We start from the raw sequence: 25,718 nt of genomic DNA, 5'->3' as shown, positions 1-25,718 counted from the left end.
CCGAGAGAAGCAGTCGCAGGCCGAGATCGCGCCGGGGTCACGCCGCACGCACGACCGCCCGCCACCCACGAGGGGCGACGGGCGGTCGAGGGACGAAGGTCAGGCGTGCGCGGCGGCCTTCAGGGCCTCGGCGCGGCCGGTGTCCTCCCACGGGAGGCCGGGGCGGCCGAAGTGGCCGTACGCGGCGGTCTGCGCGTAGATCGGGCGCAGCAGGTCGAGGTCGCGGACGATCGCGCCGGGACGCAGGTCGAAGACCTCGAGCACGGCCTCGCGGATCTTGTCGACCGGGACCGTCTCGGTGCCGTAGGTGTCGACGTAGAAGCCGACCGGGTGCGCCACGCCGATCGCGTACGCGACCTGCACCTCGGCCTTGGTGGCCAGGCCGGCGGCCACGATGTTCTTGGCCACCCAGCGCATCGCGTAGGCGGCGGAGCGGTCGACCTTGCTCGGGTCCTTGCCGGAGAACGCGCCGCCGCCGTGGCGGGCGTAGCCGCCGTAGGTGTCGACGATGATCTTGCGACCCGTCAGGCCGACGTCGCCCATGGGGCCGCCGATGACGAAGCGGCCCGTCGGGTTCACGTGCAGCTTGTAGTCGCTGGAGTCGATGTCGTACTGCGCGAGCACAGCGTCGATGACGTGCTTCTTGATGTCCCCACGGAGCTGGCCGTCGAGGTCGATGCCCTCCTCGTGCTGGGTGGACACCACGATGGCCTCGACGCGCTTGGGCTTGTCGTCGTCGCCGTACTCGATGGTCACCTGCGTCTTGCCGTCGGCGCGCAGGTAGGGCAGCGTGCCGTCCTTGCGGACCGCCGTGAGCTGCTCGGCGAGGCGGTGCGCGATCGTGATCGGCAGCGGCATCAGCTCGGGGGTCTCGTCGATCGCGAACCCGAACATCAGGCCCTGGTCGCCCGCGCCCTGGAGGTCGAGCGGGTCGACCGAGCCGTCGGCGCGGTTCTCGAACGCGGCGTCGACGCCCTGGGCGATGTCGGCGCTCTGCGCGTCGAGCGTCACCTGCACGGCGCAGGACTCACCGTCGAAGCCCTTGACGGAGGAGTCGTAGCCGATCTCGAGCACCCGGTCGCGGGCGATCCGCGCGATGTCCACGTAGGCCTCGGTCGTGACCTCGCCGCCGACCAGCACCAGGCCGGTCGTCACGTAGGTCTCGCACGCCACGCGGCTCTTGGGGTCCTCGGCGAGCAGCGCGTCGAGCACGCTGTCGCTGATCTGGTCGGCGATCTTGTCGGGATGGCCCTCGGTCACCGACTCGGACGTGAAGAAGCGGCTCACTCGATCTCTCCTGATGGGGTGGGGTGCGCGTACGGTGCGCCGGCGGATGCCGGGACGCGTGCGACAGGTGGTTCCTCGGGGAGTGTAACGACGCTCAGGCCGTGACGTTCCGCCGTCCCGAGCGGCGGACGACCTCGTCCCACACGGCGTGCGCCAGGGCGCTCTTCGGACCGCGCGGCACGGCGACCTCGGCACCGTCGGAGCCGAGGATGACGGCCTCGTTGTCCTCCTGGCCGAACACCTTGCCGTCGCTGACGTCGTTGACCACCAGCAGCTCGCAGCCCTTGCGCTCGAGCTTGGCCCGGGCGTGGTCGGCCACGCTCCCGTCGTCGTCGCCGGTCTCCGCGGCGAAGCCGACGACGAACGGGGTCGCGTCACCGGCGCGGTCGCGCACCAGCCCGGCGAGGATGTCGGGGTTCTCGACGAGCTCGATGACGGGCGTCCGGCCGTCGTCGCGCTTCTTGATCTTGTGGCCCGACACGTCGGCGGGCCGGAAGTCGGCGGGCGCGGCGGCCATGACCACGACGTCGGCGGATCGGGCCGCGTCGACCACGGCGGCCTGCAGCTCCGCGGTGGTGACGACCTCGACGACGTCGACCCCCGCCGGCAACGGCACCGACACGTTGGCGGCGACCAGCCGCACGGTGGCGCCCCGAGCCAGCGCGGCCTGGGCGATCGCGACGCCCTGGCGCCCGGACGAACGGTTGCCCAGGTAGCGGACCGGGTCGAGGAACTCGCGGGTTCCTCCCGCGGAGACGACGACGCGCAGGCCGGCGAGGTCCTGGGTGGGCGCGTCGAGCAGGGCTCGACAGGCCGCGAACAGCTCGTCGGGCTCGGGAAGCCGACCCTTGCCGGTGTCGCTGCCGGTGAGCCGACCGGCGGCGGGCTCGATCACCACGACGCCGCGCGAGCGCAGCGTCTCGACGTTGGCCTGGGTGGCGGCGTGCTCCCACATCTCGGTGTGCATGGCCGGGGCCAGCACCACGGGGCAGCGCGCCGTGAGCAGCGTGTTGGTGAGCAGGTCGTCGGCCAGGCCGTGGGCGGCCTTGGCCAGGAGGTCGGCCGTGGCGGGTGCCACCACGACGAGGTCGGCCTGCTGGCCGAGCCGCACGTGGGGCACCTCGTGGACGTCGGCGAACACCTCCGTGGACACGGGCTGCCCGCTGAGCGCCTCCCACGTGGGGGCACCCACGAACTGCAGCGCGGACCGAGTGGGCACGACGCGCACGTCGTGACCGGACTCGGTGAACAGGCGCAGCAACGAGGCCGCCTTGTAGGCGGCGATGCCTCCCGCGACGCCGAGCACGACGCGAGGTCGGTCCGGCCCCCCGGCCGCGGGATCCGTCATGAGCGGACGCTCAGGCCTTCTCGGGCTTGACCGTCCCGGTGCTGTTGGCCTCGGAGCCGTCGATGTCCTCGGCGGTCAGGAGACCGGCGTTGATCTCGCGCAGGGCGATGGACAGCGGCTTCTCCTGGACCTCGGTCTCGAGGAGCGGGCCGACGTACTCGAGCAGGCCCTCGCCGAGCTGGGAGTAGTAGGCGTTGATCTGCCGCGCACGCTTGGCGCTGTAGAGCACCAGCTTGTACTTGGAGTCGGCCTTGTCGAGCAGGTCGTCGATGGGCGGGTTCGTGATGCCCTCGGCCACGGAACGCGTGCTGGTCACTGTGCCTCGCTGTGATGGATGGCGGAAGAAGTCTGGTCCGGACTCGCGGCGTCGTTCTGGCGCGGGCCCTCGAACAAGCCTATCAACTCCTGGCACGCGGCCGGGACGTCGGTGTTGACGATCGTGACGTCGAACTCGCTCTCGGCCGCCAGCTCCTCGTGCGCGGTGCGCAGCCGACGGGCGCGTTCCTCGGGTCCTTCGGTGCCCCGTCCCAGCAGCCGACGCTCCAGCTCCTCGAACGACGGGGGCGCCAGGAAGCACATCAGCGCCTCCGGCATGGCCTCGCGGACCTGGCGCGCACCCTGGAGGTCCAGCTCGAGCAGGGCCGGCTTCCCGGCGCTCAGTCGCTGCTCCACGGGCTCGCGGGGCGTGCCGTACCGATGGCGACCGTGCACCACGGCCCACTCCAGCAGGCCGTCGGTCTCGACGAGGCGGTCGAACTCGGCCTCGCTCACGAAGTGGTAGTGCATCCCGTCCTGCTCGCCCGGCCGCGGTGGGCGGGTCGTGGCGGAGACGGAGATCCAGATGTCGGGCCGCTCGCGACGGACGCAGGCCGCCACGGTGCCCTTGCCGACCGCCGTCGGCCCGGCCAGCACCACGAGCCTGGAACGGGCAGGGGAACCGTCAGCGCTCACGGCTGCCGAACTCGCGCAGGAGTGCCTGCACCTGGTTGACGCCGAGGCCTCGGAGCCGACGGCTGTCGGCGATGCCGATGCGGTCCATGATCTCGCGGGCGCGGACCTTGCCGACGCCGGGCATCGACTGCAGCAGGTCGCTGACCCTCAGCTTGGCGATCACGTCGTCCACCCGCGACTCGGCGATCACGTCGGCGAGGCTGGCACCGGAGTGCTTGAGCCGGTTCTTGACCTCGGCGCGCACCTGGCGGGCCTGTGCCGCCTTCGCGAGCGCGGCCTGCCGCTGCTCGGGCGTCAGCTGTGGGAGGGCCACGATGGTCTACCTCTCTCCTGCCGGACGCCTGCGCGCCACGACGTCGATGGATGCAGGGCGATCACTTCAGGGTGATCTCGCACTCGGTCTTGGCGTTCTTGACCACCGCGGTGCGCTGGTCGGCCGTGGCGTTGAACGCCTCGTAGGCGTCGTTGAGGGTCTTGAGCTGCGCATCGTCGAGCTCGGCCACGACCTTCTCGTCGCGCATGTCCTCGAGCGGCAGGCCGACCTCCTTCTGCGCGGCGAGCACGCCGTCGGTCACCTTGGCCAGAGTCGTCCAGTCGTCCTTGACGCCCGCGGGCGCGTCCTTGGCGATGCTCTTGAAGGTCTTGGAGTAGGAGGTGTACGCCGCGTCGGTCCGCGTCTTGCCGAACGAGTTGAGGGTCTCGGCGTTCTTCTCCACGGCCCCGCAGTAGGGGCTCTGCCCACCGCAGCCTGCCAGCAGGACACCGGCCAGGGTCGCCGCCACGGCGGTCGCGGCGTGCTTCACGCGAGGGCGCGTCATGCAGGTCTCCTCGGATCGATGCGGGTGCTCTGACCAGCGCAGACGCGCGGTGGTCAGGGTGAGCCTACAACTGCAGGGACTCGTTCACGGCGACGGCTGCAGCACGCAGCGCGTCGACGTCGGGACCGGCCGACAGCACCTGCCGCGAGGTGGACGGCAGCACCAGGTGCGCGACGTCGCCGAAGATCCGGCGCAGGTCGTCGACGGTGCCGCCCTGGCTGCCGAAGCCGGGCGCGAGGAGCGGTCCGTTGACGTCGAGGTCCTCGTCGGTCTCGCCGATCGTCGCGCCGACGACGGCGCCGTAGGAGCCCATCGGGGAGGCACCCTCGTTGGCGGCACGCAGGGCGGCCAGCACGTCACCGGCGACGGTCCGGCCGGAGGCCGAGGCGGCGTGCTGGACCTCGGGACCCTCGGGGTTCGAGGTCAGCGCCAGCACGAACACGCCGGCGTCGTTCTTCTCGGCCACGTCGAGGAAGGGCCTGAGCGAGCCGAAGCCGAGGTACGGGCTCACGGTCACGGCGTCGGCGGCGAAGGGGCTGTCCTCGTCGAGGTACGCGTCGGCGTAGGCCTCGGCGGTGGAGCCGATGTCGCCACGCTTGACGTCGAGGATCGTGAGGGTGCCGGTGTGCCGCAGGTCCTGCAGCGTGCGCTCGAGGATCGACACGCCCCGTGCGCCGAACCGCTCGAAGAACGCCGACTGCGGCTTGGCGAAGCCCACCTGGCCCGCGAACGCCTCCACGCAGGCGGCCGCGAACCGGTCGAGGCCCTCGAGGGTGTCCCCCACGCCCCACGCCTCGAGCAGCGCCCCGTGCGGATCGATGCCGATGCAGGCGGGACCGTAGGCGTCCATCGCCGCGCGGGCGCGGGAACCGAAGCTCACGAGGCGCCCCCCGACGTCGCCGCAGCGGCCGGCTCGAAGCGTTCGGCCCACTCCTGGAGCGACCGGACGCCCACCCGCTGCTCGCGCAGCGCCTCGATGCCCTGAACCGCGGCGGCGAGGCCCTGCACCGTCGTGATGCACGGGATGCCCTCGGCCACGGCGGCCGTGCGGATCTCGTACCCGTCGACACGTGCGTTCGCCCCACCGGAGATGCCGTGCGGGGTGTTGATGATGAGGTCGACGTCCTGGTCGCGGATCTTGTCGACGATCGTCGACGGCTCCTGGCCCGGGAGCGGCTCCTCCTGCAGCTTGCGGATGACCGTGGCCTTCACGCCGTTGCGGGCGAGCACCACGGCCGTCCCGCTCGTGGCCAGGATCTCGAAGCCGAGGTCGGCCAGTCGCTTGATCGGGAAGATCATGTGCCGCTTGTCGCGGTTGGCCACCGACACGAACACCTTGCCCGACGTCGGCAGGCCGTTCTGCGCACCCGCCTGGCTCTTGGCGTAGGCGGTGCCGAACGTCGTGTCGAAGCCCATGACCTCACCGGTGGAGCGCATCTCCGGGCCGAGCAGGGTGTCGACGTACGTGCCCTCGTAGGTCCGGAACCGGTTGAAGGGCATCACGGCCTCCTTGACCGCGATGGGCGCGTCGTCCGGCAGCCGTCCGCCGTCGCGGTCGGTCGGGAGCAGGCCCTCGGCGCGCAGGTCGGCGATGCTCTCCCCCAGCATGATCCGCGCCGCGGCCTTCGCGAGTGGCGTCGCCGTGGCCTTGGAGACGAACGGCACCGTGCGGCTCGCCCGCGGGTTGGCCTCGATGACGTAGAGGATGTCCGACGACAGCGCGAACTGGATGTTCACCAGGCCGCGCACGCCGACGCCCCGGGCGATGGCCTCGGTGGCCTCGCGGATGCGGTCGATCTCCAGGTTGCCGAGCGTGATCGGCGGAAGGGCGCACGCCGAGTCGCCGGAGTGCACGCCGGCCTCCTCGATGTGCTCCATCACGCCGCCGAGGAACAGCTCGGTGCCGTCGTACAGCGCGTCGACGTCGATCTCGATGGCGTCGTCGAGGAAGCGGTCGACGAGCACGGGGCGCTCGGGGGTGATCTCCGTGGCCCGGGTGATGTAGTCGCCGAGGGTCTGCTCGTCGTACACGATCTCCATGCCTCGACCGCCGAGCACGTACGACGGACGCACCAGCACGGGGTAGCCGATCTCGTCGGCGATCTGCTTCGCGTGGTCGAACGTGGTGGCCATGCCGCTCTTGGGAGCCACGAGCCCGGCGGCGTCGAGCACCTGGCCGAACGCGCCCCGCTCCTCGGCGAGGTCGATGGCCGACGGCTGCGTCCCGACGATGGTGACTCCCGCCTCCTCCAGCCCGGCGGCGAGGCCCAGGGGGGTCTGTCCACCCAGCTGCACGATGACGCCGGCGACCGGGCCGGCCTGCTCCTCGGCGTGCACGACCTCCAGCACGTCCTCGAGCGTGAGCGGCTCGAAGTAGAGCCGGTCGGCCGTGTCGTAGTCCGTCGACACGGTCTCGGGGTTGCAGTTGACCATGATCGTCTCGTAGCCGACCGCGCTCAGGGCCTGCACCGCGTGCACGCAGGAGTAGTCGAACTCGATGCCCTGGCCGATGCGGTTCGGGCCGCTGCCGAGCACCAGGACAGCCGGCTTCTCGCGCGGCTCGACCTCGGTCTCCTCGTCGTAGGAGGAGTAGTGGTACGGCGTCCTCGCCGCGAACTCCGCGGCGCACGTGTCGACCGTCTTGTAGACCGGCCGCACGCCCAGGGCGTGGCGCACCCCGCGCACGACGTCGGCAGACATGCCGCGGATGCGACCGATCTGCCGGTCCGAGAAGCCGTGCCGCTTGGCGCGACGCAGCAGCACGGGCGACAGCTCGGCGGCGGCGATGAGGTCGGTCGCGACCTCGTTGATGAGGGCCAGCTGGTCCACGAACCACGGGTCGATGCTCGTGGCCTCGAACACCTCGTCGGGCGTGGCGCCCGCGCGGATGGCGTCCATGACCTTCTTGAGCCGACCGTCGTGCGGGCGACCGATCTCCTCGAGCAGCGCGTCCTTGTCGAGCTCGACCCACTCCTTGGTCCAGTCGAACTCCGCGTCGGGGCGCTCGAGCGACCGCAGGGCCTTCTGGAGCGCCTCGGTGAAGCTGCGACCGATCGCCATCGCCTCGCCGACGGACTTCATGTGCGTGGTGAGGGTGGAGTCGGCGGCCGGGAACTTCTCGAACGCGAAGCGCGGGACCTTGACGACCACGTAGTCGAGCGTCGGCTCGAAGGACGCGGGCGTGACGCGGGTGATGTCGTTGGGGATCTCGTCGAGCGTGTAGCCGATGGCCACCTTGGCCGCGATCTTGGCGATCGGGAAGCCGGTGGCCTTCGACGCCAGCGCCGACGACCGCGAGACGCGCGGGTTCATCTCGATGACGACGATGCGTCCGGTGGCCGGGTCGACGGCGAACTGGATGTTGCAGCCGCCGGTGTCGACGCCGACCTCGCGGATGACGCCGAGGGAGATGTCGCGCAGGCGCTGGTACTCCACGTCGGTGAGCGTGAGCGCGGGAGCGACGGTGATCGAGTCGCCCGTGTGCACGCCGACCGGGTCGAAGTTCTCGATGGAGCACACGATCACCACGTTGTCGGCGGTGTCGCGCATGACCTCGAGCTCGTACTCCTTCCAGCCGAGGATCGACTCCTCCAGGAGCACCTCGGTGGTGGGGCTGAGCGCGAGGCCGGAGCCGGCGATGCGGTGCAGGTCCTCCTCGTCGTACGCCAGGCCCGAGCCCGACCCGCCCATGGTGAAGGACGGCCGGACGACGACGGGGTAGCCGCCGAGGTCGTCGACTCCGGCGAGGCACTCGTCCATGGTGTGGCAGATGACCGAGCGGGCCACCTCGGCACCCCACTCCTTCGGCAGGTCCTCGACGATCTTCTTGAAGGACTCACGGTTCTCGCCCTTCTCGATCGCCTCGACCGAGGCGCCGATCAGCTCCACGTCGTACTTGCGCAGGACGCCGGCCTTGTCGAGGGCGATGGCGGCGTTGAGCGCCGTCTGCCCGCCCAGGGTCGCGAGCAGGGCGTCGGGACGCTCCTTGGCGATGACCTTCTCCACGAACTCCGGCGTGATCGGCTCGACGTAGGTGGCGTCGGCGAACTCCGGGTCCGTCATGATCGTGGCCGGGTTGGAGTTGACCAGGATGACCCGGATCCCCTCCTCGCGGAGCACGCGGCAGGCCTGCGTGCCGGAGTAGTCGAACTCGCAGGCCTGACCGATGACGATCGGGCCGGAGCCGATCACGAGGATCGACGAGATGTCGGTGCGCTTGGGCATCAGGCGCCGTCCTTCCCAGGAGTGGTGGAGTCGCTGCCGGTGTGCCCGGGTGCGTGGTCGGCCATGAGCTGGACGAACCGGTCGAAGAGGTACGCCGCGTCGTGCGGCCCGGCGGCCGCCTCGGGGTGGTACTGGACGCTGAAGGCCGGGCCGTCGACGAGCGCGACGCCCTCGACCACCTGGTCGTTCAGGCCGACGTGGGTCACGTGCGCGTCGCCGTAGGGCGTCTCGAAGGTGCCCTCGAGCGGGGCGTCGACCGCGAAGCCGTGGTTCTGGCTCGTGATCTCGACCTTGCCGGTGGTGCGATCCTGCACGGGCTGGTTGATGCCGCGGTGGCCGTACTTGAGCTTGTACGTGCCGCGACCGAGGGCGCGGCCGAGCATCTGGTTGCCCAGGCAGATCCCGAAGTAGGGGATGCGGCGCTCGAGCACCTCGCGCAGGACCCCCACGACGTGGTCGGCCGTGGCAGGGTCGCCCGGACCGTTGGACATGAACACCCCGTCGGGTCCCACGGCCAGCACGTCGTCGATGGTGGAGGAGGCCGGCAGCACGTGCACCTCGATGCCGCGCTCGGCCATGCGTCGGGGCGTCATGCCCTTGATGCCGAGGTCGATCGCGGCCACGGTGAAGCGCTTCTCCCCCACGGCCTCCACCACGTACGGCTCGGGCGTGGTGACGTCGTCGAGGAAGCTCGAGCCCTCCATCGACGGGGCCGCCTGGACGAGGGCGAGGAGCGCGTCGACCGAGCCGCCCGTGTGCTGGGGCTCGGTGCTGATCGCGGCGCGCATGGAACCGCGCTCGCGCAGGTGGCGGGTGAGGGCGCGGGTGTCGACCCCGCTGATGCCCACGACGCCCTGCTCGCCGAGCAGGTCGTCGAGCGAGCGGTTGGACCGCCAGCTGCTGCGGACACGGGAGGGGTCGCGCACCACGTAGCCGTCGACCCACACGCGACGGGACTCGAAGTCCTCGTCGTTGACGCCCGTGTTGCCGATGTGCGGGGCGGTCATGACGACGACCTGGCCGCGGTACGAGGGATCGGTCAACGTCTCCTGGTAGCCGGTCATGCCGGTGGCGAACACGATCTCGGCGATCGTGGTGCCCTCCGCGCCGAACGACTCGCCACGGAAGGTGCGACCGTCCTCGAGGACGAGCACGGCAGCAACGGGCGCACGGCGCGCCCCGCTCGGTCGGGTGGTGGACATCTGGGTCATGCGTGCACTCCTTCGGTCAGCTCGCCGGACAGGACGGTGGGGACGCCGCGCAGGAACGTGGCGACCACGCGGCCGGGCAGCTCGCGCCCGGCGTAGGGGGTGTTGCGTGACAGCGACGCGGTGTCCCCGGGCACCACGGTGCGGGTGGCTGCGGGGTCGTAGAGCACGACGTTGGCCGGCTCGCCCACGGCGAGCGGGCGGCCGTGCTCGCGCACGCGGCCGATGCGGGCCGGACGCGCCGAGAGCACCTCGGCGACCTGCTCCCAGGAGAGGGCGCCGGTGTCGACCATCGACTCCTGCACGATGGACAGCGCGGTCTCCAGGCCGATCATCCCGAAGGCGGCGGCAGACCACTCGCACTCCTTGTCCTCCATGGGATGGGGTGCGTGGTCGGTGGCGACGATGTCGATCGTGCCGTCGGCGAGACCCTCGCGCACGGCTGCCACGTCGTCGGCGGTGCGCAGCGGCGGGTTGACCTTGAAGATCGGGTCGTAGCTGCGCACGAGGTCGTCGGTGAGCAGCAGGTGGTGCGGCGTGACCTCGGCGGTCACGTCGATGCCGCGGCTCTTGGCCCAGCGGACGATCTCGACCGACCCGCGGGTGGACAGGTGGCAGACGTGCAGCCGCGAGCCGACGTGCTCGGCCAGCAGCACGTCGCGGGCGATGATCGCCTCCTCCGCCACGGCGGGCCAGCCGACGAGGCCGAGCTCGCCTGACAGCGCGCCCTCGTTCATCTGGGCGCCCTCGGTGAGCCGCGGCTCCTGCGCGTGCTGGGCGACCACGCCGTCGAAGGCCTTGACGTACTCCAGCGCGCGGCGCATCAGGACGGCGTCGGACACGCAGATGCCGTCGTCGGAGAACACCCGGACGCCGGCGGCGGAGTCGGCCATGGCGCCCAGCTCCGCGAGTCGCTCGCCCTTGAGGCCCACGGTAACGGCGCCGACGGGCTGGACGTCGCAGAAGCCGCCCTCGCGGCCGAGCCGCCAGACCTGCTCGACCACGCCGGCCGTGTCGGCGACGGGCGAGGTGTTGGCCATGGCGTGCACGCAGGTGAAGCCGCCGCGTGCTGCCGACTGCGTGCCGGTGAGCACCGTCTCGGCGTCCTCACGGCCGGGCTCGCGCAGGTGGGTGTGCAGGTCGACGAGACCGGGCAGGGCCACGAGGCCCTCGGCGTCGACCACGACGGCCCCGTCATCGTCGAGGTCGGGACCGATCTCGACGATGACGCCGTCGCGCAGCAGCAGGTCGACGGGGTCGCCGCCCAGCGGACGGGCGTCTCGCAGGAGGTAGGAGGTCATGCCGTTCCTTCGTTCTGGTTCTGGGAGCCGCCGAGCAGCAGGTACAGGACGGCCATGCGGACGGCGACGCCGTTCGTGACCTGCTCGACGATGACGGAGCGGCCGGAGTCGGCGACGTCGGCACTGATCTCCATGCCGCGGTTCATGGGGCCGGGGTGCATGACGATCCCGTGGTCGGGCAGTCGGTTCATGCGGGCGACGTCGAGACCGTAGCGACGGCTGTACTCGCGGGCGCTCGGGAAGTAGGCGTCGTTCATCCGCTCCCCCTGGACCCGCAGCATCATGAGCGCGTCGGTGCCCTCGAGGGTCTCGTCGAGGTCGTAGGAGGTCTCGACCGGCCAGGTGTCGACGCCGACGGGCAGCAGCGTGGGCGGCGCGACGAGCGTGACGTGCGCGCCGAGCGTGTGCAGCAGCAGGGCGTTGGACCGCGCCACCCGGCTGTGCAGCACGTCGCCGACGATGGTGACGCGCTTGCCGGACAGGTCGGCGCCGGTGCCGTTCGCCGCATCGTCGGTCAGGTGGCGGCGCATGGTGAACGCGTCGAGCAGAGCCTGGGTGGGGTGCTCGTGCGTGCCGTCGCCGGCGTTGACCACCGCGCCCTTCGTCCATGCCTCGTGCGCGAGCCGGTGCGGGGCACCCGACGCGCCGTGCCGGACGACCACGGCGTCGGCGCCCATCGCCTGGAGCGTGAGCGCGGTGTCCTTCAGGCCTTCGCCCTTGGAGGCGCTGGACCCCTTGGCGGAGAAGTTGATGACGTCGGCGGAGAGCCGCTTGGCCGCCGCCTCGAAGCTGATGCGGGTGCGGGTCGAGTCCTCGAAGAAGAGGTTGACCACGGTGCGCCCGCGCAGCGTGGGCAGCTTCTTGATCGGGCGCTGCGCCACTCCGAGGAGCTCCTCGGCGGTGTCGAGGACGTGGACCGCCTCGTCACGGTCGAGGTCGCCGGCGCTGAGCAGGTGCTTCATGCCGCGCCTCCCTCGATGGAGACGGCGTCGGGCCGGTCGTCGGCCTCCGCGAGGCGCACGCGCACCTTCTCGGTGAGCGACGTCGGCAGGTTCTTGCCCACGAAGTCGGCGCGGATCGGGAGCTCACGGTGCCCGCGGTCGACGAGCACGGCGAGCTGGACGGCCCTGGGACGGCCGAGGTCCGCGAGCGCGTCGAGCGCGGCGCGGATGGTGCGACCGCTCATCAGCACGTCGTCGACGAGGACCACGGTGCGGCCGTCGACGTCGTCGGGGATGTCGGTGTGCTCCAGCGACCGGACGGGGCCGCTGTGCAGGTCGTCGCGATACATCGTGATGTCGAGCGCGCCTGCGTTGATGGAGCGCCCCTCCACCTCGCTCATGCGAGCGGCGATGCGCTTCGCGAGCGGCACGCCACGGGTGGGGATGCCGAGGATCACGAGACCGTCGGCATCGCGGTTGCGCTCGAGGATCTCGTGCGTGATCCGGGTGAGAGCCCGGGAGATGTCGGTCTCGTCGAGGACGGTGCGCCCCACGTCGGAGGGGGTGGCTGCACGAGCGTCAGGACCGGATGTGCCGTCGGGCACGACCATGTCTGACCTCCTTCTCCGCCTCACGGGACGGTGGTTAAAGGATGTCGGGTGGAACGTGTCCGAGCCTAGCAGCGAGCACTCCCCCCTCGAGCGCGGCCCGTCGCCACCCGGACACCGAACGCGTAGACGCGGCTAGAAGCACGCTTCTCCTCCTGCGCACGCGGCTTCGTCGGTCTCGACACACACCTGAGGAGTGCTGCAACCTCAGTAGTTTCCGAGACTTTCGACCCTGGAGTATCGCTCATGTGTTCGGTAGTGTGGACTCATGATTACGCAGCACGTCGCCGAGCAGCTGGCCACTGCTGCGCGTGCGTTGCGTGAGTACCCGACGACCACCGATGCGCTGCGGCTGCTGCAGGTCGTGCAGAACGCGATCGATGCGGCGAAGGTCGACCTGGTCGCCGAGATGGCCGAGCACGGCGACCACGAGGCCGAGGGCTGCTCGAGCGTGAAGAACTGGCTGCGCGATCAGCTGCACCTCGACGTCAAGGACGCCTCCCAGCTCAGCAGGTCGGCCCGGACGCTGGACGACATGCCCGAGCTCGCCGACCTCGCCACCGCCGGGGCCATCTCGCTGGACCACGTCGACGCGTTCACCTACGCAAGTCGTCACATCGACCCTGCGGTCGTGGAGGTCTCGATGGACTGGATGCTGGACCTCGCGGCGAAGGCCGAGCCCAAGAAGATGCGCCAGGCGGTCAAGAAGCTCCGCGACGCTGCCCACCCCGACGACCTCGACGAGGCCTGGATCAAGGGCATGGCCAAGCACGACATCAAGCTCTCCGCCGTCGGCGAGGGATTTCATGTCACCGGGTTCCTGTCGTTCGACACCGGCACCAAGCTCAAGACCGTCCTGCAGTCGCTCTCCGCACCCACCTGCGCCGAGGACGACCGCCCCGTCAACGAACGCCGCGTCACCGCCCTCGACCAGATGCTCAGCAGCATCCTCGAATCCGGACTTCCCCAGGACAAGGGCGTCCGACCCCACGTCTCACTGACGCTCGACCTCGCCGACCTCGCCCAGGACGCTGACACCACGACCGCCGACCTCGCCGGCTTCGGGACCATCGGAGCGGCCCAGCTCCAGCAGATGCTCTGCGACAGCTCCCTCACCCCGATCCTCACCGCCGGCAAGCACTCCGTCCTCGACGTCGGCCGCACCGCACGCCTCGCCACCCCCGCCCAACGCAAGGCCGTCGTCACCCGCCAAGGCGGACGCTGCGGCGGACTCGGCTGCAACGGACCGATCGTGCACGTCCATCACGTCGAGTACTGGTCCCACGGCGGCACCACTGACCTCGCCAACCTCATCGGCCTCTGTCCCCGATGCCACGCACTCGTCCACCAGGGCTACTTCAGCATCGATCCCACGACCCACGAGATCGGCCGCACCCTGCGCACCCACCGCACCGGCAGACACATCCGCATCGCCCGAGCCGGCTGACGCGGTCCGATCGCCGGCACGAGCCGCCGACACTCAGTCGTCGAGGTCGTCCCAGGAGTCCCCGCCGTCGGGGCTGGTCCAGGCCTCGTCGTCGCCGAGCGCGACGAGGTCCTTCCCGGCGAAGGCCATCGCGAACACGTCCCCCGGGACGTCGAACCGTTCCAACCCCTCCGGCCCGCCGCGGAACCAGGTCTGCTCGTAGCCGATGAGCACCTCGCCGTCGACCGACCAGCCCAGGTACCCGTCGTCCACCCGCTCGGGGAGGTCGAGCGACCGGACCACCCCGTCCTCGACGACGTGCAGCGTCCGGGCGGAGAACGCCATGTCCGTCGCGGTCGAGTCGACGATCGCCAGCGCGTCGCCGTGCGCCGAGGTCCCCGCGGGGCCGGTGCGCGGCTCGGGAACGTACTCCGTGCCCGACCACTCCTCACCATCGGTCGACCAGCGAACCGAGACCTTCAGCGGCTCGGACTCCACGAGCCAGATCCGCCCGTCCGCGATCTCGACGTCCGGGAGGATGTCCGGGTCGACCTTCGGCAAGGGCACCTCGTGCACCGTGCGCGTCGACGGTCGGTAGAGGGTGACCACCTGGTCGTTGCCGACCAGGACGTCCCCGGGCTCCACGCCGTCGGCCGGCTCGTACCCCTCGAGGACGATCATGCCGTCGGCACCCGTGCCGTTGCGCGTGATCTCGCGCAGCGCACCGTCGGGCTCGACGGTCGTGACCTCGCCGGAGAGGGAGTGGAGCACCGCGTGGTCTCCGACGGCCGTCACCTCCAGGGCTGTGGGGACGAGCTTGGCCACCGGGTCGGCGCCGGGGCGCCGGACCTGCACCGCCGCCTTCTCCGCGTCGCCGCCCTCCTGGTCGTTGATCCCGTAGAGCCGCACCTCGGTGCCGTCGTCCATCTCGGCGATCCCGCTGGGGGCCTCGGCGACCTCGACGACGTCCTCGGCGCTCGCGTCGTCGTCGTACAGGACCTCGTAGTACCGCGTGTCCCGGAAGTCCCCGGTGAGCACCTCGATGCCGACGCCACGGCCGTGGAGCACCACGACGACGGCCGCCACGCCCAGGACCAGGGCGGCGAGGACGAGCGGGACGGCGCGGGCTCTCATCGAGCCATGGTGCACCACGGCGCCCGGGAACACCGGAATCGTCCGTCGCGCGCGGCACACTGGCTCCCATGGCCGTCACGACCCGCCCCGCCACCCGCTTCGAGGACGTCCGCACCATGGTCGGTCCCAAGCGACCGGACGCGAACGTGTGCTGGTGCCTGAGCTACCGGCTCACGTCGTCCAAGGAGAACCGCGAGCTCGCTGCCGAGGCACGGGGCGAGAAGGTGCGTGAGCTCATGGAGCAGGGACCGCCCGGTGTGCTGGCCTACGACGAGCAGGGCGAGGTCGTCGGGTGGGCCGCCGTGCATCCCCGCGCCGACACGTCGTTCGCGACCAGCCGGAGGATCCCGCACGTCGACGACCTCGACGTCTGGTCGATCTGGTGCATCCGCGTCCGTCCCGGCCACCGCAAGCAGGGGATCTCCCACGCGTTGCTGGCCGGCGCGGTCGACCTCGCCCGCGAGCAGGGCGCCCCCGCGGTCGAGGGCTACCCCGTCGACAACCGCGGCGAGAAGGTCGACCTGACCATGGCCTACGTCGGGACGAAGGCGCTGTTCGAGGCCGCCGGGTTCACGCAGGCCGCCGAGACCACGTCGACCCTCGCCGACTTCCCGAGAGTCCTCATGAGGCTCGACCTGCGCTGACCGGCGGAGCCGGGAACAGCCCTACTTCACCAGTCCCTCGGACTTCAGCCAGTCCCGCGCCACGATCGCCGGGTCCTCCCCCTCGACGTCGACCTTCGCGTTGAGCTCGAGCATGACCTCGTTCGTCAGCTTCGACAGCACAGGCGCGAAGATGTCCGCCACCTCCGGATGCTTCTCCAGGAAGGACGTCTTCGCCACGAAGCTCAGGTTGTAGAGGGGGAAGAACTCGCGGTCGTCCTCGAGCACCCTCAGGTCCAGACCCGGGATCCGGCCGTCCGTGGTGAACACCTCGCCGAAGTTGCAGGTCCCGTTGGCGGTCGCCGTGTAGATGACGCCGGTGTCGAGGTTGGTGACCTTGGCGAGGTCGGACTCCGTGAGGTCGTAGGCCTCGAGCATCGGGACGAAGCCGTCGTCGCGCTTGGCGAACTCGCTCTCGACGCAGAAGGTCAGCTCCTCCGGGGGCAGGTCGGCCAGCTGCGACAGCTTGGTGATGCCGAGCTCCTCGCCCTTCTTCTCGGCGATCGCGAAGGCGTACGTGTTGTTCATCGGTGCGTAGGGCAGCCAGGTCAGACCGTTCTTCAGGTCGGCGTCGTACACGGCCTTGTACTGCTGCTCCTCGCCCTTCACGGGCTTGTCGTTGCCGAGGTAGTTGATCCAACCGGTGCCGGTGTACTCCGGCGAGATGTCGACGCGACCGTCGAGCAGCGCCTGCCGGACACCGAAGCTGCCCGGGGTGTTGCTGAGGTTGGTCACGTCGGCGCCCGCCACGCTGAGCACGGTCGACATCATGTTGCCGAGCACGAGCTGCTCGGTGAAGTCCTTCGCGGCGACGGTGACCGGCACGTCCTCGAGTGACTTCACCGGCTTGATGGTCCCCGGCTCGGCACCGAGCACGGCGCCGGAGGCCGACTGCAGGCCACAGCCGGCGAGGGCCAGGCAGAGCAGCCCGGCGACGGTGCCGACGATCTTCTTGCTGGGGTGCTGACGCATGTCAGCCCACTCCCTTCGGCGCAGCCGCGATCTCCACGAGACGAGCCAGCCAGTCGATGAACAGGGCGAGGGCGGCCACCAGGACCGCCCCGACGACCAGCGTCACGTTCTGCTGGAGCTTGATGCCCGTGGTGATGAGGTCGCCGAGTCCCCCGGCTCCCGTAAACGATGCGAGGGCGGCCGTGCCCACGATGAGCACCAGCGCCGTGCGGACGCCCGCGACGATCACGCGCAGCGCCAGCGGCAGCTCGACCCTCATGAGGGTGCCCAGGGCCGAGACGCCCATCCCCCGCGACGCCTCGACGAGACGCCGGTCGACACCATCGATCCCCGTGACCGTGTTGGCCACGATCGGCAGGATGCCGTAGACCGTGAGGGCGGCGATCGCCCCGGTGCGGCCGACGTCGAAGATCACGGCACCGAGCGCGATGAGCCCGATCGCGGGCGCAGCCTGGCCGAACCCGGCGACGGTGATGATCGGCTTGGAGTAGCGGCGCATCGGCCCGCGCGTGAGCGCGATCCCGAGCGGGATGGCGATCAGGCAGGTGAGCGCGGTGGCGATCAGGCTGATCGTCAGGTGCTGCTGCGTGAGGTCGAGCAGGTTGCCGGCCGTCAGCGAGCGACGCTCGACGTCGGTGATCGAGGCGGTGTTCACGTACACCAGGCAGCCGGCGACCGCGGCGACCACGACGAGCGGCTGCCCGATCCACCGCGCGATCCCCGGTCGGTCGACAGTGACGGTCGGAGTGGCGGCCTCCCCGGCGACGGCCGGAGCGGCGGTGGCGGCGCTCACGGCTCCACCGGACGCGCCTCGGCGGCGGCGCTGCTGATCTGCTGCATCGCCTGCATGATCGTCTCGACCCGGACGACGCCCTGGTAGGAGTTGCGCCGACCGGTCACGACCACCACGCCGTGCGACGACGTGAGCATCTCGTCGAGCGCGTCGTTGAGGGTCGAGGCCGTGCTGACGACCTCGAGGTCACGGTCGCGCGAGATGCCCGTGAGGGAGCCCGCCCGCTCGAGCTCCTTGACCGAGACCCAGCGCTGCGGACGCTGCTGGTCGTCGAGGACGATGACCCACTCACGGCCCTTCGCGCGGGCGTCCTGGATCGCGGCCGTGGCGTCGCCACCGACCTGGGCGACGGCGGCCTCGTGCAGCTCGACGTCGCGCACGCGGGTGAGCGTGAGCTGCTTGAGCGCGGCGCCGTGGCCGACGAAGCCCTCGACGAAGTCGCTGGCCGGTGCGGCCAGGATCGCCTCGGGCGTGTCGTACTGGACGATGCGCGAGCCGACGTCGAGGATCGCGATCCGGTCGCCGAGCTTGACCGCCTCGTCGAAGTCGTGGGTCACGAACACGATCGTCTTGCGCAGCTCCTCCTGCAGCCGCAGCAGCTCGTCCTGCAGGCGCTGACGCGTGATCGGGTCGACCGCGCCGAACGGCTCGTCCATCAGCAGGACGGGCGGGTCGGCGGCCAGGGCGCGCGCCACGCCGATGCGCTGCTGCTGGCCTCCGGAGAGCTCACGCGGGTAGCGGTCGCGGTACTGCGCGGGCTCGAGGTTGACCAGCTCGAGCAGCTCGTCGACCCGGGCCGCGATGCGGTCCTTCTTCCAGCCGAGCAGGCGCGGGACGATCGCGATGTTCTCGGCGACCGTGTAGTGCGGGAACAGTCCCGCGCCCTGGATCACGTAGCCGATGTGGCGGCGCAGGTCGTCGGCGTTGCGGTGCGTGACGTCCTCGTCGCCGATGAAGATCTTGCCGCTGGTCGGCTCGATCAGGCGGTTGATCATCTTCATGGTGGTCGTCTTGCCGCAGCCCGACGGGCCGACCAGCATGACGATCTCGCCGGCGGGGATCTCGATGGTCACGTCGTCGACGGCGGCGTCGGCCTGCCCGCCGTAGCGCTTGGTGACGTTCTCGAGCAGGATCCGCTGGCCGAAGGACCGCCCGGGCTCGGTGTCGGTCTCTGGCGTGGACGGCTGGGTGGTCTCAGACACGGATGCCCCTCGAGGTCGTGACGCGGGTGAGCAGGTTCAGGACGAGGTCGAGCAGGACGGCGAGCACGATGACGCCGAGGGTGCCCGCCAGGATGGAGTTGGTCGCGTTGGCGCCGCCGGTACGGGAGATGCCGGAGAAGATGTAGCCGCCGAGCCCCGGGCCGAGCACGAACGCGGCGATCGCGGCGATGCCCATGAGCATCTGCCCCGAGACGCGGACCCCGGTCATGATCACCGGCCAGGCGAGCGGCAGCTCGAGCCGCACGAGGGTCGTCAGCCGTCCCATGCCCATCCCCCGCGCCGACTCCACGAGAGCCTGGTCGACGCCGGTGAGACCGACGATGACGTTGCGCAGGATGGGCAGGAAGCCGAAGAACACCAGGGCGATGACCGACGGGAAGACGCCGATGCCCACCACGCCGACCAGGAGGCCGAGCAGCGCGTAGGACGGCAGGGTCAGACCGACCGAGGACAGGGCCTGCGCGATCGACGTCCCGAAGGAGGACCGGTAGGCCAGGACGCCCAGCACGATGGCGAGCAGCGTGGCGATCGCCAACGTCTGCACCACCAGGCTGAGGTGCTGGTAGGCCAGGAACGACAGCACGGACCACCGCTCCTGGACGAACTCGATGAAGCTCACGCGTCGCCTCTCGTCAGGACGAGGGCGGCCGCAAGGACCTCCGGACCCCGTCTCGGTTCCCACGACCGTAGCGACGTGGGACGCATGTGCAACTTAACGCGACATCGTCCGGCCCACCGATGATCTCGAGGTGTGGGCGTGGCGACGGGTCCTTCAGGCGGGGGTGGAGACCTCGAGGATGCGGCTCAGCAGGCCACCGACGAACTTCGGCGACTCGTCCGTCGACAGGTCCGCCGCGAGGTCGACGGCCTCGCTCACGGCCACGGGACCCGGCACGTCGTCGACGTGGAGGATCTCGTAGACCGCCACGCGCACGATGTTGCGGTCGACGCCGGGCATCCGGTCCAGCGTCCAGCCCCGCGCGTGCTCGGCGATCAGGGAGTCGATGCTCTCCTGGTGCGCGGCCACGCCCTCCACGAGCTGGACCGTGTACGGGTTGACCGGCGGGTCGTTCGTCTCGAGCCGGGCGGCGAGGGTGCCGCCGAGGGGGACGCCCCGCATCTCGGACTCGAAGAGGACGTCCAGCGCCCGCTTGCGGTACTTGGTCCTGGCGCCCATCAGGCCTTCACGCGACCGAGGTAGCCACCGTCGCGCGTGTCCACCTTGATCTTCTCGCCGGAGCCGACGAACAGCGGGACCTGGATCTCGCGGCCGGTCTCCAGACGCGCGGGCTTGGTGCCTCCGCTGGAGCGGTCACCCTGCAGGCCCGGGTCGGTGTGCTCGATGAGCAGCTCGACCGACGCGGGGAGCTCGACGTAGAGCACACGGCCCTCGTTCGTGGCGACCACGGCGTTCTGGTTCTCCAGCAGGAAGTCGGTGGCCGTGCCCATGGCCTCCGGGGGGATCTCGATCTGGTCGAAGGTCTGCACGTCCATGAACACGTAGCTCGAGCCGTCGTTGTACAGGTACTGCATGTCGCGCTTGTCGACGGTCGCGGTCTCGACCTTGGTACCGGCGTTGAACGTCTTGTCGACGACCTTGCCGGACTCGACGTTCTTCATCTTGGTGCGCACGAAGGCGGGGCCCTTGCCCGGCTTGACGTGCTGGAACTCGACGATGGTCCAGAGCTGGCCGTCGATGTTCAGCACCATGCCGTTCTTCAGGTCGTTCGTGGTGGCCATCAGGCGATCTCCAGGAGCTCGGTGGTCAGGTCGGTCAATACCTCGGGGGTTCCCGGGTCCGCCGACGTGACGAGGACGGTGTCTTCGATGCGCACTCCCCCGCGGCCCGGGACGTAGATGCCCGGCTCCATGGTCAAGGTGGTGCGACTGGCCAGTGTACCGGCGTGCGAGGCGGCGATGAACGGGTCCTCGTGGATCTCCAGGCCCACCCCGTGCCCGAGCCCGGTCGTGAAGTGCTCGAGCCAGCCTGCGTCGGCGAGCACGCCACGCGCGACGGTGTCGGACTCGGCCACCGGACGGCCCTCGCGCAGCACGTCCACCCCGGCGGCCTGGGAGGCCCGCACGGCCGCGTGCACCTCCCGCTGCCAGGCGTCGGCGGTGCCGAGCACGACGGTTCGCGTGCAGTCGGCGTGGTAGCCCGAGACGCGGGCACCGAAGTCGGTCTTGAGCAGGTCGCCGGGCTGCAGCACCCGGTCGGTCGGGTGGTGGTGCGGGACCGCCGTGTTCGGGCCGGACGCCAGGATCGTCTCGAACGCGACGGCCTCGGCGCCGAGCTCGAGCATGCGCCACTCGAGGTCACGCGCCACGTCGCGCTCGGTCCGACCCACCAGCGGGCCGGCCCACAGCCCCTCGAGCGCCGCCGTGGAGATCCGGCACGCCTCCCGCAGGGCGGCGACCTCGGTGTCGTCCTTGATGGTGCGAGCGTCCTCCACGAGCCGGCCGGCGGGCACCAGCGTGACCGCCGGGGCCGCCTCGACCAGGCGGGCGTGCGCGTCCACGCTGAGCGCGTGCGTCTCGGCCGCCCACGACGTCTGCCCGGACGCGGTGATCCGCTCGGCGGCGACGCCCACGAGGTCGCGGGTGATGACGTGCTCGAGCCCCGGCACCTCCTGCGCGGCCTGGTCCCGGTAGCGACCGTCCGTGAGGAAGACCCCGCTTCCGTCGGCGTGCAGCACGAGCGCACCGTTGGAGCCGGTGAACCCCGTCAGGTACCGCACGTTGACGAGCGTCGTGACGACGAGGCCGTCGCGTCCTGCCTTCGAGAGCGCGGCTCCCACCCGACGTCGTCGCCGCGCGAGGTCGTCGGCGCCCGGCGTGGTGCCCAGGGGCGCCGTCATCGGCTCGTGAGCGCGGCGAACGAGTCGCGCAGCGTGGTCTCGTCGGGGCCGGCCAGGATGGTCGTGCGTCCCAGGTCCTCCAGCACGACGAAGCGCAGCTGGTCGCCCCGCGTCTTCTTGTCGAGGCGCATGGCCGCGAGCAACGGGGTGAAGGCCCCGGCCCAGGTGGTCGGCAGCGCGAGCGAGCCGAGCACGTCGCGGTGACGCTGCACGAGGTCGGCGTCGATGAGGTCGTGCCGCTGCGCCAGCTCGGCCACGAAGACCATGCCCACGCTGATGGCCTCGCCATGGCGCACGGAGTAGTTCTCCTCGCGCTCGATCGCGTGGCCGAGCGTGTGCCCGTAGTTGAGCGCCTCCCGGCCGATCGACGCCTCGTCCTCGCGGGATCCACCGGTCTCCCGCAGGTCGCCGGCCACGGTCCGGGCCTTGACCCGGATGCCCTTGGCCACCAGCTCGGCGAGGATCGGCGACGTCGGGTCGAGCACCGTCGCGGCCCCCGCCCCCTCCACCAGCTCCAGGATCGACGGGTCGGCGATGAAGCCGCACTTGACGACCTCGGCCAGGCCGCTGCGCAGCTCGGCCGACGGCAGGTCCGTGAGCAGCTCGAGGTCGCACAGCACGCCGACCGGCTCGTGGAACGCACCCACCAGGTTCTTGCCCGAGGCGGTGTTGATGCCGGTCTTGCCACCCACGGCCGCGTCGACCATGCCGAGGACGGTGGTCGGCAGGTTGATGAACCGCACGCCGCGCAACCAGCTGGCCGCCACGAACCCGGCGAGGTCCGTGGTGGCTCCCCCGCCGAACCCGACGACCACGTCGGACCGCGTGAACCCCGTCGTGCCGAGGACGCCCCAGCAGTACTGCAGCACCTCGGCGGTCTTCGCGGCCTCGCCGTCGGGGAGCTCGACGAGGTGCACGTCGACCGTGTCGGTCGCCTGCTCGCTGATCAGCTGGGCGCGCAGCCGGGCTGCACGCTCCCGCAGGACCGCCGGGTGCAGGATCGCCACCCGCCTCACGTCGTCGCCGACGAGCGAGGCCAGGCGGGCCGACGCGCCCGCGCCCACGACGACGTCGTAGGGGGCTGCGGTCTCGACCCTGATGCGGGTGGTCACGGGTGGATCTCCTCCTGGAGGAAGCGTCGGACGAGGTCGGCCACGTCGGTGGGGTCGAGGTCGTCGGTGACGACCGTGTGGACCGCGAGGCCCTGGTACAGGGGGCGCCGGGCGTCGAGCAGCGCCTTCAGCGTGGCGCGCACGTTGCCCAGCAGGAGCGGGCGGTTCGTCCCGAGCCCCACCCGCTGGGCCGCGGCGGTCAGCCCGACGTCGAGGAAGACGACGCGCTCGCCGCGCAGCATCTCCTGCGTCCGGGGGTGCATCACCGCACCACCGCCGAGCGCCAGCACACCGTCGTGCTCCTCCAGAGCCAAGGCGACCGCCTCTGCCTCGAGGTCGCGGAAGTGCGCCTCGCCTCGCTGGACGAACAGGTCCTGCACGCTGGTCCCGACCGTGGTCTCCACGTCGGCGTCGGTGTCGCGCACCGTGGTGCCGAGCGCCTCGGCCAGCAGCTGGGCCACCGTGGTCTTGCCGGCGCCGGGTGCGCCGATCAGGACGACGACCGGACTCAACGGAACCTCAGGTGGTCGCGGTAGGCCTCGACGTTGCGTCGGACCTCCTCGACCGAGTCGCCCCCGAACTTCTCGGTGATGGCGTCGGCGACCACGAGCGCGACCATGGCCTCGGCCACGATGCCGGCGGCCGGGACGGCGCACACGTCGGAACGCTGGTGGTGGGCACGCGTCTCCTCGCCGGTGGCCACGTCGACGGTCCGCAGGGCCCGCGGCACGGTGGCGATCGGCTTCATGGCGGCACGCACGCGCAGCAGCTCGCCCGTGGTCATGCCGCCCTCGGTCCCGCCGGAGCGGCCGGAGACGCGGCGGATGCCGTCGTCTGTCGGGACGATCTCGTCGTGGGCCAGCGATCCGCGGGTACGGGCCAGCTCGAACCCGTCGCCCACCTCCACGCCCTTGATGGCCTGGATGCCCATGAGGGCGCCGGCGAGCCGGGAGTCGAGGCGCCGGTCCCAGTGCGTGTACGAGCCGAGGCCGGGCGGCAGGCCCTCCACGACCACCTCGACGACGCCGCCGAGGGTGTCACCGTCCTTGTGGGCCACGTCGATCTCGGCCACCATCGCCTCGCTGGTGGCCGCGTCGAAGCAGCGCACCGGGTCGGCGTCGAGCGCCTCGACGTCCGAGGCGCTCGGCACGAGGCCCGCGGGCGCCGTGACGGTGCCCAGCTCGACGACGTGCGACAGGATCGTGGCGCCGGTGGTCTGCTCGACGAACTTCGCCGCCACCTCGCCGAGCGCGACGCGGGCGGCGGTCTCGCGGGCGCTGGCCCGCTCGAGCACGGGACGGGCTTCGTCGAAGCCGTACTTCTGCATGCCGGCGAGGTCGGCGTGGCCGGGTCGCGGCCGGGTCAGCGGAGCGCCCCGCTTGAGCCCGTCGAGCACCTCGGGGTCGACCGGGTCGGCCGACATGACCTGCTCCCACTTCGGCCACTCGCTGTTGCCGATGCGCAGGGCCACGGGGCTGCCCATGCTGACGCCGTGCCGCAGGCCGCCGATGACCTCGAGCTCGTCGGCCTCGAAGCTCATGCGCGCGCCCCGCCCGTAGCCCAGGCGGCGCCGGGCGAGCGCGTCCTGCACGTCCTTGCTGGTCACGTGCACGCCGGCTGGGAGTCCCTCGAGGATCGCGACGAGCGCGGGTCCGTGGGACTCTCCGGCAGTCAGCCATCGAAGCATGGGGGTCATTCTGTCAGGAGCTGTCGGGCCGGCAGGGAGGGCCTGCCCGGCTGTGCCAGGATGGGGTCGCCCGCTCCCTGGGGGCTCGGACGAGGCTGCCGTACCCGATCAGCGCAAAGACGGCAGGTCAGGAGTCGTCATGAGCTGGATCGTGCTCGTCGGGTCAGGAGTGCTGGAGGCGGTGTGGGCCACGGCCCTCGGTCGCTCGGACGGCTTCAGCCGCCTCGTCCCGAGCCTCGTGTTCGGCGTCGCCCTCGTGCTCAGCATGGTCGGCCTCGCGTGGGCGATGCGTGACCTGCCGACCGGGACGGCGTACGCCGTGTGGGTGGGCATCGGCGCCACACTCACCGCCGCCTGGGCCATGGCGCAGGGCGACGAGCCGGTGTCCGTGGCGCGGGTGCTGTGCCTGCTGGCGGTGGTGTCCGGGATCGTCGGGCTGAAGCTCACCCACTGACGCGCCGTCAGCGGAGCAGGGCCACCAGCGGCGGGCCGAGGAAGGCCCCCACGACGAGGTACGGACCGAAGGCGAACGGGTCACGGCGTCCGATCCGTCCCGTGGCGTACAGCCCCAGCCCGACGACGGCGCCCAGGATGAACCCCGCGTAGCCGCCGTACAGCGTCTCGGCGGCACCGAGCGCGCCCAGCAGCAAGCCGATCACGCCCGCGATCCGTACGTCGCCGAACCCGAACGGCTGGCTGATCCACCGGCCGAGGGCGTAGATGAGCCGGAAGACCCCGTAGAGCACGAGGTTGCCGATCAGCCCCTTGAGGATGATCGACCGGTCCTGGGCCACGAGCGACGCCAGGCCGACGAGCACGAGCACCACCACGTGCAGCGGCAGCGTGAGTGCGTAGGGCAGCAGCCGGGTGCGCAGGTCGATGAACGACAGCCACGTGCCGACGCCGGCGAAGACCGCCCAGGCCGGCAGCAGCAGCGGCTCGTCGATGCCGAGCGCGGCGACGAGCGCCAGCACCGCCGCCACCAGGGCGAGCGCCGGGGCGAGTCGAGGGCGTCGGGCGAGGTCGACGTAGAGCGGCTTCGGGGGCTCGTCGACCTCGGAGGGGTCCGGCTCCGGCTCGGGCAGCCGGGAGATCACGTGCGGGCCCAGCAGGCCGAGCACCCCCGCACCGACGGCGGTGGCGACGACGTGGAGGGTCTGCACGG

The 25,718-nt window shown here is 71.1% G+C and carries 27 protein-coding genes and 1 riboswitch; of the genes, 3 read left to right on the top strand and 24 right to left on the bottom strand.

The annotated features are described in order from the left end of the window. Positions 1 to 99 precede the first annotated feature (99 nt). From metK to pyrR, 12 genes are all read right to left on the bottom strand, one after another. Positions 100 to 1,287, bottom strand: coding sequence for a methionine adenosyltransferase (gene metK / locus NBW76_RS09950; protein WP_055970400.1), 1,188 nt, complete (start codon positions 1,285 to 1,287; stop codon positions 100 to 102). Between the two features lie 94 nt (positions 1,288 to 1,381). Then, positions 1,382 to 2,635, bottom strand: a complete 1,254-nt coding sequence (coaBC, locus tag NBW76_RS09945) for a bifunctional phosphopantothenoylcysteine decarboxylase/phosphopantothenate--cysteine ligase CoaBC (RefSeq protein ID WP_056554992.1) — start codon at positions 2,633 to 2,635, stop codon at positions 1,382 to 1,384. A gap of 10 nt (positions 2,636 to 2,645) precedes the next feature. Beyond that, the gene (gene rpoZ / locus NBW76_RS09940) at positions 2,646 to 2,951 is read right to left on the bottom strand and encodes a DNA-directed RNA polymerase subunit omega (RefSeq protein ID WP_056554994.1); all 306 of its coding nucleotides are present in this window, start codon (positions 2,949 to 2,951) and stop codon (positions 2,646 to 2,648) included. Beyond that, on the bottom strand, positions 2,948 to 3,586 hold the full coding sequence (gmk, locus tag NBW76_RS09935) for a guanylate kinase (RefSeq protein ID WP_200932671.1): 639 nt from the start codon (positions 3,584 to 3,586) through the stop codon (positions 2,948 to 2,950). Before gmk ends, rpoZ begins: the two co-directional genes overlap by 4 nt. Beyond that, positions 3,576 to 3,899 (bottom strand): integration host factor, actinobacterial type, encoded by a 324-nt coding sequence (mihF, locus tag NBW76_RS09930; RefSeq protein WP_055970407.1) that lies wholly within the window; start codon positions 3,897 to 3,899, stop codon positions 3,576 to 3,578. Before mihF ends, gmk begins: the two co-directional genes overlap by 11 nt. A gap of 61 nt (positions 3,900 to 3,960) precedes the next feature. Beyond that, the gene (locus NBW76_RS09925; protein ID WP_056554997.1) at positions 3,961 to 4,404 is read right to left on the bottom strand and encodes a hypothetical protein; all 444 of its coding nucleotides are present in this window, start codon (positions 4,402 to 4,404) and stop codon (positions 3,961 to 3,963) included. 64 nt (positions 4,405 to 4,468) lie between these two features. Then, positions 4,469 to 5,284: an orotidine-5'-phosphate decarboxylase gene (gene pyrF, locus NBW76_RS09920; protein ID WP_082481958.1), complete on the bottom strand. Its 816-nt coding sequence runs from the start codon at positions 5,282 to 5,284 to the stop codon at positions 4,469 to 4,471. Further along, positions 5,281 to 8,628 (bottom strand): carbamoyl-phosphate synthase large subunit, encoded by a 3,348-nt coding sequence (gene carB, locus NBW76_RS09915; protein WP_056554999.1) that lies wholly within the window; start codon positions 8,626 to 8,628, stop codon positions 5,281 to 5,283. Before carB ends, pyrF begins: the two co-directional genes overlap by 4 nt. Further along, on the bottom strand, positions 8,628 to 9,839 hold the full coding sequence (gene carA, locus NBW76_RS09910) for a glutamine-hydrolyzing carbamoyl-phosphate synthase small subunit (protein WP_200932672.1): 1,212 nt from the start codon (positions 9,837 to 9,839) through the stop codon (positions 8,628 to 8,630). Before carA ends, carB begins: the two co-directional genes overlap by 1 nt. Beyond that, on the bottom strand, positions 9,836 to 11,137 hold the full coding sequence (locus tag NBW76_RS09905; protein WP_055970414.1) for a dihydroorotase: 1,302 nt from the start codon (positions 11,135 to 11,137) through the stop codon (positions 9,836 to 9,838). The genes carA and NBW76_RS09905 overlap by 4 nt, the downstream gene beginning before the upstream one ends. Next, positions 11,134 to 12,099: an aspartate carbamoyltransferase catalytic subunit gene (locus NBW76_RS09900; RefSeq protein WP_055970416.1), complete on the bottom strand. Its 966-nt coding sequence runs from the start codon at positions 12,097 to 12,099 to the stop codon at positions 11,134 to 11,136. The genes NBW76_RS09905 and NBW76_RS09900 overlap by 4 nt, the downstream gene beginning before the upstream one ends. Continuing rightward, on the bottom strand, positions 12,096 to 12,689 hold the full coding sequence (gene pyrR / locus NBW76_RS09895; protein ID WP_056555002.1) for a bifunctional pyr operon transcriptional regulator/uracil phosphoribosyltransferase PyrR: 594 nt from the start codon (positions 12,687 to 12,689) through the stop codon (positions 12,096 to 12,098). The genes NBW76_RS09900 and pyrR overlap by 4 nt, the downstream gene beginning before the upstream one ends. Positions 12,690 to 12,954: 265 nt before the next feature. Between pyrR and NBW76_RS09890 the strand changes: the two genes are divergently transcribed. After that, positions 12,955 to 14,133: an HNH endonuclease gene (locus tag NBW76_RS09890; RefSeq protein WP_056555004.1), complete on the top strand. Its 1,179-nt coding sequence runs from the start codon at positions 12,955 to 12,957 to the stop codon at positions 14,131 to 14,133. 33 nt (positions 14,134 to 14,166) lie between these two features. On the opposite strand, the gene NBW76_RS09885 is transcribed toward NBW76_RS09890, so the two are convergent. Then, a complete protein-coding gene (locus NBW76_RS09885; RefSeq protein WP_156364811.1) occupies positions 14,167 to 15,246 on the bottom strand; it encodes a hypothetical protein in 1,080 nt (359 codons plus the stop codon). Positions 15,247 to 15,314: 68 nt separating this feature from the next. On the opposite strand from NBW76_RS09885, the gene NBW76_RS09880 reads away from it, so the two are divergent. After that, complete coding sequence (locus tag NBW76_RS09880; RefSeq protein ID WP_056555011.1) at positions 15,315 to 15,890, top strand: GNAT family N-acetyltransferase; 576 nt, start codon at positions 15,315 to 15,317, stop codon at positions 15,888 to 15,890. A gap of 21 nt (positions 15,891 to 15,911) precedes the next feature. Here the strand turns inward: NBW76_RS09880 and NBW76_RS09875 are convergent, their stop codons facing one another. The 10 genes from NBW76_RS09875 to aroC form a co-directional block, all read right to left on the bottom strand. Further along, the gene (locus tag NBW76_RS09875) at positions 15,912 to 16,880 is read right to left on the bottom strand and encodes a glycine betaine ABC transporter substrate-binding protein (RefSeq protein ID WP_055970425.1); all 969 of its coding nucleotides are present in this window, start codon (positions 16,878 to 16,880) and stop codon (positions 15,912 to 15,914) included. 1 nt (position 16,881) lies between these two features. After that, on the bottom strand, positions 16,882 to 17,673 hold the full coding sequence (locus tag NBW76_RS09870) for an ABC transporter permease (RefSeq protein ID WP_056555014.1): 792 nt from the start codon (positions 17,671 to 17,673) through the stop codon (positions 16,882 to 16,884). Continuing rightward, on the bottom strand, positions 17,670 to 18,875 hold the full coding sequence (locus NBW76_RS09865; RefSeq protein WP_082481952.1) for an ABC transporter ATP-binding protein: 1,206 nt from the start codon (positions 18,873 to 18,875) through the stop codon (positions 17,670 to 17,672). Before NBW76_RS09865 ends, NBW76_RS09870 begins: the two co-directional genes overlap by 4 nt. Then, a complete protein-coding gene (locus tag NBW76_RS09860; protein ID WP_055970427.1) occupies positions 18,868 to 19,515 on the bottom strand; it encodes an ABC transporter permease in 648 nt (215 codons plus the stop codon). The genes NBW76_RS09865 and NBW76_RS09860 overlap by 8 nt, the downstream gene beginning before the upstream one ends. A 153-nt stretch (positions 19,516 to 19,668) precedes the next feature. After that, on the bottom strand, positions 19,669 to 20,073 hold the full coding sequence (nusB, locus tag NBW76_RS09855) for a transcription antitermination factor NusB (RefSeq protein WP_056555018.1): 405 nt from the start codon (positions 20,071 to 20,073) through the stop codon (positions 19,669 to 19,671). Further along, positions 20,073 to 20,636 carry an elongation factor P gene (gene efp / locus NBW76_RS09850; protein ID WP_055970431.1) on the bottom strand — a complete coding sequence of 188 codons (564 nt, stop codon included), beginning with the start codon at positions 20,634 to 20,636 and terminating at the stop codon, positions 20,073 to 20,075. Before efp ends, nusB begins: the two co-directional genes overlap by 1 nt. Next, positions 20,636 to 21,754, bottom strand: a complete 1,119-nt coding sequence (locus NBW76_RS09845; protein ID WP_056555022.1) for a Xaa-Pro peptidase family protein — start codon at positions 21,752 to 21,754, stop codon at positions 20,636 to 20,638. Before NBW76_RS09845 ends, efp begins: the two co-directional genes overlap by 1 nt. Beyond that, positions 21,751 to 22,866 (bottom strand): 3-dehydroquinate synthase, encoded by a 1,116-nt coding sequence (gene aroB / locus NBW76_RS09840; protein ID WP_056555024.1) that lies wholly within the window; start codon positions 22,864 to 22,866, stop codon positions 21,751 to 21,753. The genes NBW76_RS09845 and aroB overlap by 4 nt, the downstream gene beginning before the upstream one ends. Then, the gene (locus tag NBW76_RS09835; protein ID WP_056555026.1) at positions 22,863 to 23,378 is read right to left on the bottom strand and encodes a shikimate kinase; all 516 of its coding nucleotides are present in this window, start codon (positions 23,376 to 23,378) and stop codon (positions 22,863 to 22,865) included. The genes aroB and NBW76_RS09835 overlap by 4 nt, the downstream gene beginning before the upstream one ends. Beyond that, positions 23,375 to 24,553, bottom strand: coding sequence for a chorismate synthase (gene aroC / locus NBW76_RS09830; protein WP_055970439.1), 1,179 nt, complete (start codon positions 24,551 to 24,553; stop codon positions 23,375 to 23,377). Before aroC ends, NBW76_RS09835 begins: the two co-directional genes overlap by 4 nt. A 64-nt stretch (positions 24,554 to 24,617) precedes the next feature. After that, a riboswitch (guanidine-III (ykkC-III) riboswitch) is annotated at positions 24,618 to 24,682 on the top strand. Between the two features lie 10 nt (positions 24,683 to 24,692). Between aroC and NBW76_RS09825 the strand changes: the two genes are divergently transcribed. Continuing rightward, positions 24,693 to 25,007, top strand: a complete 315-nt coding sequence (locus NBW76_RS09825) for a multidrug efflux SMR transporter (RefSeq protein WP_055970441.1) — start codon at positions 24,693 to 24,695, stop codon at positions 25,005 to 25,007. Between the two features lie 7 nt (positions 25,008 to 25,014). Here NBW76_RS09825 and NBW76_RS09820 read toward each other — a convergent pair whose 3' ends face one another. Continuing rightward, positions 25,015 to 25,716, bottom strand: coding sequence for a prepilin peptidase (locus NBW76_RS09820; RefSeq protein ID WP_056555029.1), 702 nt, complete (start codon positions 25,714 to 25,716; stop codon positions 25,015 to 25,017). Positions 25,717 to 25,718 lie beyond the last annotated feature (2 nt).

This window comes from Aeromicrobium sp. Leaf245 (assembly GCF_942548115.1).
Taxonomy (GTDB): domain Bacteria; phylum Actinomycetota; class Actinomycetes; order Propionibacteriales; family Nocardioidaceae; genus Aeromicrobium.
The sequence above is the reverse complement of the archived record's forward strand: the minus strand, read 5'-3'. Positions and strand labels throughout refer to the sequence as shown.

Coding starts and splice junctions, on each gene's coding strand:
- NBW76_RS09880 (WP_056555011.1), top strand. CDS start 15,315: ATGGCCGTCACGACCCGCCCCGCCACCCGCTTCGAGGACGTCCGCACC.
- NBW76_RS09905 (WP_055970414.1), bottom strand. CDS start 11,137: ATGACCTCCTACCTCCTGCGAGACGCCCGTCCGCTGGGCGGCGACCCC.
- NBW76_RS09890 (WP_056555004.1), top strand. CDS start 12,955: ATGATTACGCAGCACGTCGCCGAGCAGCTGGCCACTGCTGCGCGTGCG.
- NBW76_RS09885 (WP_156364811.1), bottom strand. CDS start 15,246: ATGAGAGCCCGCGCCGTCCCGCTCGTCCTCGCCGCCCTGGTCCTGGGC.
- nusB (WP_056555018.1), bottom strand. CDS start 20,073: ATGGGCGCCAGGACCAAGTACCGCAAGCGGGCGCTGGACGTCCTCTTC.
- NBW76_RS09845 (WP_056555022.1), bottom strand. CDS start 21,754: ATGACGGCGCCCCTGGGCACCACGCCGGGCGCCGACGACCTCGCGCGG.
- carB (WP_056554999.1), bottom strand. CDS start 8,628: ATGCCCAAGCGCACCGACATCTCGTCGATCCTCGTGATCGGCTCCGGC.
- NBW76_RS09900 (WP_055970416.1), bottom strand. CDS start 12,099: ATGAAGCACCTGCTCAGCGCCGGCGACCTCGACCGTGACGAGGCGGTC.
- carA (WP_200932672.1), bottom strand. CDS start 9,839: ATGACCCAGATGTCCACCACCCGACCGAGCGGGGCGCGCCGTGCGCCC.
- NBW76_RS09925 (WP_056554997.1), bottom strand. CDS start 4,404: ATGACGCGCCCTCGCGTGAAGCACGCCGCGACCGCCGTGGCGGCGACC.
- NBW76_RS09875 (WP_055970425.1), bottom strand. CDS start 16,880: ATGCGTCAGCACCCCAGCAAGAAGATCGTCGGCACCGTCGCCGGGCTG.
- NBW76_RS09825 (WP_055970441.1), top strand. CDS start 24,693: ATGAGCTGGATCGTGCTCGTCGGGTCAGGAGTGCTGGAGGCGGTGTGG.
- efp (WP_055970431.1), bottom strand. CDS start 20,636: ATGGCCACCACGAACGACCTGAAGAACGGCATGGTGCTGAACATCGAC.
- pyrR (WP_056555002.1), bottom strand. CDS start 12,689: ATGGTCGTGCCCGACGGCACATCCGGTCCTGACGCTCGTGCAGCCACC.
- aroC (WP_055970439.1), bottom strand. CDS start 24,553: ATGCTTCGATGGCTGACTGCCGGAGAGTCCCACGGACCCGCGCTCGTC.
- coaBC (WP_056554992.1), bottom strand. CDS start 2,635: ATGACGGATCCCGCGGCCGGGGGGCCGGACCGACCTCGCGTCGTGCTC.